Origin of the sequence: Streptomyces sp. NPDC006552, assembly GCF_040611655.1 — a bacterium.
GTDB lineage: Bacteria > Actinomycetota > Actinomycetes > Streptomycetales > Streptomycetaceae > Streptomyces.
The window spans coordinates 1-7838 of record NZ_JBEXOS010000128.1 but is presented as its reverse complement, the minus strand read 5'-3'; the positions used below and the strand labels follow the sequence as shown (position 1 = coordinate 7838).

Genomic DNA, 7838 nt, shown 5'->3' with positions numbered 1-7838 from the left:
GCCATCGCCCGCCGAAACACCCGCCACGGCACCGGACTTGGTGTCTACCGATGGGTCGTGGAGCGGACCTTCGCCTGGCTGCACGGCTTCCGCCGGCTCCGCGTCCGCTGGGAACGCCGAGCCGACATTCACGAAGCGTTCCTCAAACTGGCCTGCTGCCTCATCACCCACCGACAACTCAGGTCATTGTGTTAGCCGTTCTTAGAGGCCGTTTCTGATGGTGAGTTCGCTGCGTTGAGCACCACATGGAGTGTCTCGTTGAGCGTCTAGTTCCCGATGAGTTGTGGACGTTGTTCCGGCGGACAGTGCCACCGACAGAGGTGAAGCGTCCGCAAGGCGGCGGCCGGCGTAGAGCTAGTGATCGGGAGGCCCTGGCCGCGATCATCTTCGTGGCCACTTCGGGCTGCACCTGGCGGCAGCTTCCACCCGTGTTCGGGCCGTGCTGGCAGACCGTATATCGACGCTTCGCCCAGTGGAGCCATGCACGCGTATGGGCCCGACTCCACCGTGTCGTCCTTGACGAACTCGGCCTGTGCGGCGCCCTGGACTGGTCACGGTGCGCGATCGACTCCGTCAGCCTCCGGGCCGCAAAAGGGGGCCGTTGACGGGACCGCATCCGACCGACCGAGGCAAGTTGGGATCAAAAATTCACCTCATCACCGACCGGAACGGGCTTCCGTTGTCCCTGGGCATCGCAGGCGCCAACATGCACGACAGTCAAGGCTTGGAACCCCTCGTCCGTGGCATTCCGCCGATCCGCTCACGGCGGGGGCCTCGACGCCGACGCCCCGCGAAATTACACGCTGACAAGGGCTACGACTACGACCATCTCCGCCGATGGCTCCGTCAACGAGGAATCTGCCACCGCATTGCCCACAGGGGCGTCGAGCCCTCACATCACCTCGGTCGGCACCGCTGGGTCGTTGAGAGGACGGTGTCCTGGCTGGCAGGCTGCCGTCGGCTCCACCGCCGCTACGAGCGAAAGGCTGAACACTTCCTAGCTTTCGTCGGCCTCGCGGCAGCTCTGATCTGCCACCGCCGCCTCACAAATAGACCAGCGTCTCGTACGTGACACGCCTACGGTCTCTCGCATGTTCGAATCAATCTGGTGGCACTGCCATGTTCGAGTCGCCGATCGTCGTGGCGCCGAAGGCGTAGTCACGCGCCTCGCCGCGCAGCTGGACAGCACCGTCCAGTTCGAGAGCTACGAGCGGTACTGGAAGTTCCCAGAGCTCGCCGAGATACGGCTGAACTCCCCCCTCCAGTGCTCCACGCCGGAGACAGCCCTTCTAGCAACCCTGCGCTACGCATGGAGAGCTGCGACACCCTGGGCCCTCCTAGCTCCAGGGCCTGGCAATGAGTTCGAAGGGGTCGCTGCCTTAAACGCAGGTTCCCGCTTCCTGGTCCCAGGTATCGAATGGATGGAGTTCCACATTGCCGACCATTGAGCAGCACGATCCGTGAGGCGAACCAGTCGATCTTGTGAGGCGCGGCCATCAGAAACGGCGTCTTAAGACCGTCCTGGCCAACTGCCCCGAACTCGACGCGCTCACCGGTCACGTCCGGTCCTTCGCCCAGATGCTCACCGAGCTCCAGGGCGAACACCTCCCGCAGTGGCTCGACGCCGTCCGCCAGGACGACCTGCCCAGCCTCCACACTCTCGCGGCCGGCATCGACCGAGACCGCGACGCGGTCATCGCCGGACTCACCCTGCCCTGGAGCTCCGGCGTCGTCGAAGGACACGTCAACCGGATCAAGATGCTCAAGCGCCAGATGTTCGGCCAGGCTGGCTTCGCACTGCTCCGCAAGCGAGTCCTGTTGGCCCACTGATCGATGTCAGATGCGCACGATAGCTTCCCGACATGGGTGTGTATCTGGTGAGCGTCGGCGCGGAGGAATGGTTCGGTGACGAGGAGGACGGATGGGGTGAAGTTGCTTCGGCGCTCGATGCTGAGCTCAGGCGGCGGGGCCTGCCGCCCTACGAGAACGTCCCCGTAGAGACGGGCTTCGCACCGGGCTCAGGGCAATCTTTCGAGGAGAAGCTGGCTCCCTCGATGACCGGGTTCCTCGCCTTATGTCAGACGCACCTGTCACGAGAGGAATCGGAGATCCTCTGCGGCTGGACCGTGCTCGTGCCCTTCGCGCTCGATGAGGAGATCTGGTTGCCCATCGAGTCCGACGACCACGACTCCATGGTCGCCGGCGCTCCTCAAGTACTCACGCTCGCCGAGAAGCTGGCGGCAGCCATCGATCTGCCAGCCGAAATCCCGGCGACATGCGACAACCTCGACCTGAGCACGTGGTTCGGGCACCAAGCAGAGGAACTGGCCACTACCCGAACAGGACCGTGGACTAAGACGTCATTTCACTTGGCCAGTCTGCGGTGACATATGAGGGTTGCGGCGATGGCGGCGAAGGCGAGGAAGTGTTCTGGCTTTCGCTCGTAGCGGCGGTGGAGGCGTCGGCAGCCGGACAGCCAGGATGCGGTCCGCTCCACGACCCAGCGGTGCCGGCCAAGGTGTTGGGATGACTCGATGCCCCTGCGGGCAAGTCGGTGTTGGATACCGCGGGATGCCAGCCACCGTCGCAGGTGTCGGTAGTCGTAGCCTTTGTCGCCGTGCAGCTTGCCGGGCCGTCGGCGTCGCGGTCCGCGGCGTGAGCGGATCGGAGGGATGCCTCGAACCAGCGGGATGAGGGCCTGACTGTCGTGGAGATTTGCGGCAGAGATGCCGATCGACAGGGGCAACCCGCCGCGGTCGACGATCAGATGGATTTTCGACCCGTTCTTGCCACGATCGGTCGGATTCGGTCCCGTCAGCAGCCCCCTTTGAGAGCCCGAACGCTGACGGAGTCGATCGCGCACCGCGACCAGTCCAGCCCACCCTGGGAACCGAGGTCGTCCAGGACCAGGCGGTGAAGCTTGGCCCAGACCCGGGCTTCGGTCCACTCGGTGAACCGGCGGAAGGCAGTCACTCCCGACAGCCCGAAGCCGTGCGGCAGTTGATTCCACGTGCAGTCCGAGGTGGCTACGAAGATGATCGCTGCCAGTACCTCGCGGTCACCTCGTCGACGATGGCCTCCACCCAGCGGGCGAACCGGTGCCGGCGGCACCACTCGCTGGAACAACTCCCACAGGTCTTCCGGTGCCATCCGTTCGACAAGCGCAGCAGTCATCACCCCAGACTGCCGTAAGATCACGCCAACTGAAATGGCTTCTAAGCGCTCCAGTCGGCCGGCTGAGCACAGTTGTTGGTCGTCAGTGCCTTCGGTCCTCAACCGCCCAGTCGTCCCCCAGCTCCCGACGCAATGCCTCCAGTACCGCATCGGCCTCGCGTTGGAACGATTCCTGCTGGTCGCGGGTCCAGGGTGAAGGGCCTGCCGGATTGTCCCAGTCGAGCGAAGACTGGTACAGGTCGGCGAGTCTTGTGAGCTCATCGCTGATGCCTGAGGCGATGGGCAGTTTCTCCGGAGCGCATGGGTACCCGTAGGGACTGTCGAAGTCCGGCATATCCGATGGACCAGGCCACAACGGAGTGTCGAGGCCGTAGTCGAAGCAAAATCGCAGGTGATGCCGCAGCCTTTCATGGCACTGAGTACGTGAGCGGCCACCTGAGACGCTCAATGACCAGATGAAGCACTCAGTCACAGATGGGCTGTGACTGAGTGCTTCACTTGGCGAGTTGAGCGTTGGCCGGGCAGGGTATCGGCGGAACGGTATATACGGTGATGGCGCCGACAGAGGAACGAAGGGACTGGCCCTACCTGCTCGTGAGCTTCACTTGCGCGGCGCACGGTGGGCCTGCGGGGGGCGGGTCGCGTTGCCAGAGTTCGATGATCGATCCGCGGCGCATCAACGCCAAGTGGCGGCCGCTGCGGTCGAACTGGTTCGCGAGGACGTCCTCGATGGTCCCGATGCTCTACGTGATCTTGCCGGTGGTGGTGTCGACGATGCGTACGACGGGGTTGCCCAGGAGGACGACGGTTACCTCGTTCGGCGTCGGACCGGGGGCGATCATGACGTCCGGCTTGCCGTCGGGCAGCAGGGGCCCAACCCCCGTTCATTACTCTCGGCGAGTACCAGTGTGAGTCGGCCCAGCCATTCGAAGTCGTCCGGGTACTCCCACTCCTCGGCTACGGCAAGTACATCGGCAAGGTCCTCGCGCGGGATCGGGGGACCCGGCTGATAGCCGGTGGCACCGTCTGGTGCTGTCCACGGGATGTACCGACAGACCTCGACCATTCCACGGTCGACAAGTGCGAGGAGTATGGGCGCCAGGTCAGCCGCCGGCCCCGACGCCAGAGGCTCCTCCAGGTCTCCCCGGACTCCAGGGAGGATGTCGATCTCACTCGCATTGAGCACGAAGGCGTACTCGACATCGGACAGCTCGCTCCCGCTCATCTAGAGATTCTCTCTGGTAGCGGCCGTTCCGATTCTGCCGCGGGTTCAGGCAGCCAACGGCTCTCAGCAGGCCTGCTTACGGGCCACCTTTCGTACTCGCTTCAACTGGAACGCTCACGGGCCAACTACGGCCACGGCGGGGGCTGCTCCGTCAGCAGCGGACTCCCCTCTGTGGCATGTTCGAATGTGGCCTTGCAATGCCACGGTAGCGGGCGGCGGGCCCACCGCCCGGGCACGGCGGCCCCTCCTCTGCTGCCTGGCATGGGGCCGCAGGCTTGGTTTCGTCAACTTCCCTTAACCAGCGCCGTGTTCTCCGTCTATCGTCGGTGGATGACGTGGTGGGAAGCAACTCTGTGGGGGCCTGGCCGGTGGAGGGTCTGCCTCGCTGCTCTCGCTGTCGGCCGCCGTGGTCGCGGCGGGATACAAGTGGCCGTGGCGCAAGGGCAAGGGCGATCTGATGCCGCGGTTCTTCGTGCTGGGGATCGGCCTCGCCCTGGGCGCCGTCGTGGCGGCGGCTGCACATGACCAGATCAGCGGACCGTGGCCCGCCTTCATCTTTGGCGTCGGGGCACCGGCCACCATCCGGGGCATTCTCTCCGGTGTAGAGGTCGAACCGACACCTCAGCCGAAGGCGGTCCCGGCATCAAAAAAGCCCCGCATCCGACGATCTGCCATCGCCGAGGGGAGCACTCGTGAAGACGCCTCCTGACACGTTTCTGGGCCAGCTTGCCGTGGGCGCCCGACCGGTCCGCCCCTGGCTGCGGGTACGGGCGAGCGGTTGGTGGGCGCGTGTTCTCATCGCCGGCGGAGCCCAGTACCAACACGAGTTCATGGCGAGGAACGAGGTTCCGGCATACAACGACAACGGCCCCCGGCAAGCGCCCGCCGTAGAGCACAGGGTGATCGGGGCGGACTTGCCGCTGGTGCCCGGCGCGATGTTGCCGCGTGCGGACCTGTCCGGCGCGAACCTGACCAGCGCGAACCTGGCCGAGACGAACCTGACCCGCGCGGACCTGACCAGCGCGGACCTGACCGACGGGGACCTGACCCGCGCGTACCTGCCCGGCGCGAACCTGACCCGGGCGAACCTGGCCCGCGCGTACCTACCCGGCGCGAACCTGACCGGCGCGGACCTGACCGACGTGAACCTGGTCATCGCGGATCTGACCGGCGCGGACCTGACCGACGTGAACCTGGTCATCGCGGATCTGACCGGCGCGGACCTGACCGACGTGTACCTGAAGCACGCGTACCTGCCGGGCGCGAACCTGACCGGTGCGAATCTGACCGACGCGGACCTGACCCGTGCAATGCTGACCGCCTCGGATTTGACCAGCGCGAACCTTACCCGCGCGAACTTGCCCGACGTATACCTGGCCCGCACGGACCTGGTCGAAGCTAACCTGACCCGCGCGAACCTGGTTAAAGCTGATCTGATGGGTGCGGACCTTTCCGATGCGGACCTGACGGACGCGAACCTGACCGACGTAATTCTGACCCGTACAAAGCTGACCCGCGCGAACCTGACAGGCGCGAACCTGACCCATGCACGCCTAGCTGGCACGGACCTCATCGAGGTTGTCTGGTCAGAGCGCACCCAATGGCCCGACGACTTCGGTGCCCGGATGCGGGCGCGGTCCGTGGCCCTCGGAGGCGGCCGGTACCGCGTGCAAGGTTCCGGAAACAGCGGTGCAGACCTGTCCGTACCGCCCGTCCCAGTTTCCTAAAGGTTGTCCCGTATGGGGTGGGAGCTATCCGGTGAGGGCCATGTTGTGCAGGCGTGCGATGCCCAGGATGGATTCGTGAACGCCGCTGCCTTTGAGGCGGCAGTCGCGCAGAATCAGCACCCTGGCTGCGCTGAAGTCGATTCGTGCCGCCCGGCCCGACGGCGCCTTGATCTACGTGATCCTGGACAACCTGTCCGCCCACAAAGGCGCCGACATCCGCCGCTGGGCGAAGAAGAACAAGGTCAAGCTGTGCTACATGCCGACCTACGCTTCCTGGGCCAATCCGATCGAGGCCCACTTCGGACCGCCGCAGCAGTTCACCGTCGCCAACTCCAACCACCGTAACCACACCGCCCAAACGCGCGCCCTGCACGCCTATCTGCGCTGGCGGAACAAGAACGCCCGCCATCCCGACGTGCTGACCGCCCAGCAGCGCGAGCGCGCCCGTATCCGCAGCGAGAAGGGCATCCGCTGGGACGCACGACCGGCGAAAGCCGCGTGGCCATGCGAACAACACCGGCGACACTGACACCATGACCGCTGATCGTGAGGCAGTTCAGGCCAGCTGGAACCGCACCCGTAACCACCTCGACGCCGCTCGGGCCCACCTGACGGGCCTGGCGAACATCGACCTCTCAGCGACGCTTGAGTTCCTGGAGCACAACGAGTTGGGTCTGGCCTTCGACTGTCTCGTCGATCTCGGTGACGACCTCGACCTGCCGCTCACCTTCTGGCAGCACCTCGACCTAGCAGCTCGTGAGATGCGGCTCTACAGCGATGCGCTGCACACACCCCACCTCACGGCTGCCGACCTCTGCCACCGCCACCTCGCAGCCGCCTCCGAGAAGGAATGACCCGCCAACCCGGCGAACCTCCCCGGTCAGAGCCCTAGCCAGCGGACGGGCCTCTCGTACGGGCACGCCTTACGAAGTACGCGTACGGTGCGCAGCCTCGACGATGCACCCTTGCTGCCCGGCAGCCATGAAACGCATACGTCTATGCGCGCTGCAGAAGCCGCACCGTCTCTGACAGTGCAAAGGCGCTAAAGGGTGTTGCAGAAGGTCTGGCTTTGGCAGGCTGAAGTAGCATCTGGCCTGCTGTTTCACCGCGCCATGGCGAGGTTGTGCATGGTGGCGACGGCCTGGACCGCGTGGTGAAGGCCGTCTCCATTCTGGCGGCAGTCGCGCAGGATCTTCCAGTTCTTCATCCGGGCAAAGGTGTGCTCGACACGGGCTCGCACCCTTCGGTGCTCGGCGTTGTCCTTCTCCTGCCCGCGCAGCAGGGGGCGGCCGGCTCTCTTGCGGTGCGGGACGATCAGGCCGGTGCCGAGGTAGGCGCCGTCCGCGATGACCGTCGTGCCCGCCGCCAGAGCGGGCAGGTCCGACCCCCGCCAGACATGCGCGTCGGCCTTGTTACCTGGCGCCGGCCGGGCCGCCGCGATGACCAGGCGGGTGTCCGCATCGATGATGACCTGCACGTTCGCCGAGAACCGGTAGTTACGGGACGAGGCACCGACCCTGCGGTCACGGACCGGAATGAGGGTGCCGTCTACGATCCACAGCCGTTCGGTGTCCGTCACCGGCCGCGGAGCACGCTCGAGCGCCAGCAGCGGACCGGGCCGCTGGATGACCCGGCACACCGTCGCCGGCGAGATGCCGAACAGCGGCGCGAGCTGCCGCATCGTGAGGTTCGTGCGGTAGTACACGGCCACC

10 protein-coding genes and 3 pseudogenes are annotated in these 7838 nt (G+C 65.5%); 9 read left to right on the top strand and 4 right to left on the bottom strand.

Annotated features, from left to right (window positions below; all coding sequences use genetic code 11):
- The 5 genes and pseudogenes from ABZY33_RS35660 to ABZY33_RS35640 all read left to right on the top strand — a co-directional run.
- Positions 1 to 195: transposase (locus tag ABZY33_RS35660; RefSeq protein ID WP_356495874.1), on the top strand; the 195-nt coding region annotated here is incomplete at its 5' end.
- A gap of 50 nt (positions 196 to 245) precedes the next feature.
- A protein-coding gene (locus ABZY33_RS35655; protein WP_356495873.1) for an IS5 family transposase occupies positions 246 to 1072 on the top strand; the annotation gives its coding sequence in 2 pieces (ribosomal slippage) (positions 246 to 593 and positions 596 to 1072; 825 coding nt in all).
- A 19-nt stretch (positions 1073 to 1091) separates the two neighbouring features.
- Complete coding sequence (locus tag ABZY33_RS35650) at positions 1092 to 1448, top strand: hypothetical protein (RefSeq protein ID WP_356495872.1); 357 nt, start codon at positions 1092 to 1094, stop codon at positions 1446 to 1448.
- 61 nt (positions 1449 to 1509) lie between these two features.
- Positions 1510 to 1830: pseudogene (locus tag ABZY33_RS35645) on the top strand (transposase); the annotation flags it as partial.
- 32 nt (positions 1831 to 1862) lie between these two features.
- Positions 1863 to 2387: a hypothetical protein gene (locus tag ABZY33_RS35640; protein WP_356495871.1), complete on the top strand. Its 525-nt coding sequence runs from the start codon at positions 1863 to 1865 to the stop codon at positions 2385 to 2387.
- Here ABZY33_RS35640 and ABZY33_RS35635 read toward each other — a convergent pair.
- A protein-coding gene (locus tag ABZY33_RS35635; RefSeq protein ID WP_356495870.1) for an IS5 family transposase occupies positions 2366 to 3174 on the bottom strand; the annotation gives its coding sequence in 2 pieces (ribosomal slippage) (positions 2366 to 2824 and positions 2827 to 3174; 807 coding nt in all). The genes ABZY33_RS35640 and ABZY33_RS35635 overlap by 22 nt on opposite strands.
- 838 nt (positions 3175 to 4012) lie before the next feature.
- On the bottom strand, positions 4013 to 4399 hold the full coding sequence (locus ABZY33_RS35630) for a hypothetical protein (protein WP_356495869.1): 387 nt from the start codon (positions 4397 to 4399) through the stop codon (positions 4013 to 4015).
- A 406-nt stretch (positions 4400 to 4805) separates the two neighbouring features.
- Between ABZY33_RS35630 and ABZY33_RS35625 the strand changes: the two genes are divergently transcribed.
- Both ABZY33_RS35625 and ABZY33_RS35620 read left to right on the top strand, forming a co-directional pair.
- Entirely contained in the window at positions 4806 to 5108 is a 303-nt protein-coding gene (locus tag ABZY33_RS35625) for a hypothetical protein (RefSeq protein ID WP_356495868.1), read from the top strand.
- Complete coding sequence (locus tag ABZY33_RS35620) at positions 5092 to 6126, top strand: pentapeptide repeat-containing protein (protein ID WP_356495867.1); 1035 nt, start codon at positions 5092 to 5094, stop codon at positions 6124 to 6126. The genes ABZY33_RS35625 and ABZY33_RS35620 overlap by 17 nt, the downstream gene beginning before the upstream one ends.
- A gap of 24 nt (positions 6127 to 6150) precedes the next feature.
- On the opposite strand, the pseudogene ABZY33_RS35615 reads toward ABZY33_RS35620, so the two are convergent.
- A pseudogene (locus ABZY33_RS35615) lies at positions 6151 to 6273 on the bottom strand (IS5/IS1182 family transposase); the annotation flags it as partial.
- Here ABZY33_RS35615 and ABZY33_RS35610 point away from each other — a divergent pair.
- A pseudogene (locus ABZY33_RS35610) lies at positions 6242 to 6655 on the top strand (transposase); the annotation flags it as partial. The pseudogenes ABZY33_RS35615 and ABZY33_RS35610 sit on opposite strands and share 32 nt — an antisense overlap.
- A gap of 4 nt (positions 6656 to 6659) precedes the next feature.
- A complete protein-coding gene (locus tag ABZY33_RS35605) occupies positions 6660 to 6980 on the top strand; it encodes a MafI family immunity protein (protein ID WP_356495866.1) in 321 nt (106 codons plus the stop codon).
- A 248-nt stretch (positions 6981 to 7228) separates the two neighbouring features.
- On the opposite strand, the gene ABZY33_RS35600 is transcribed toward ABZY33_RS35605, so the two are convergent.
- A partial coding sequence (locus ABZY33_RS35600; protein ID WP_356495865.1) for a transposase occupies positions 7229 to 7838 on the bottom strand: 610 nt, incomplete at its 5' end.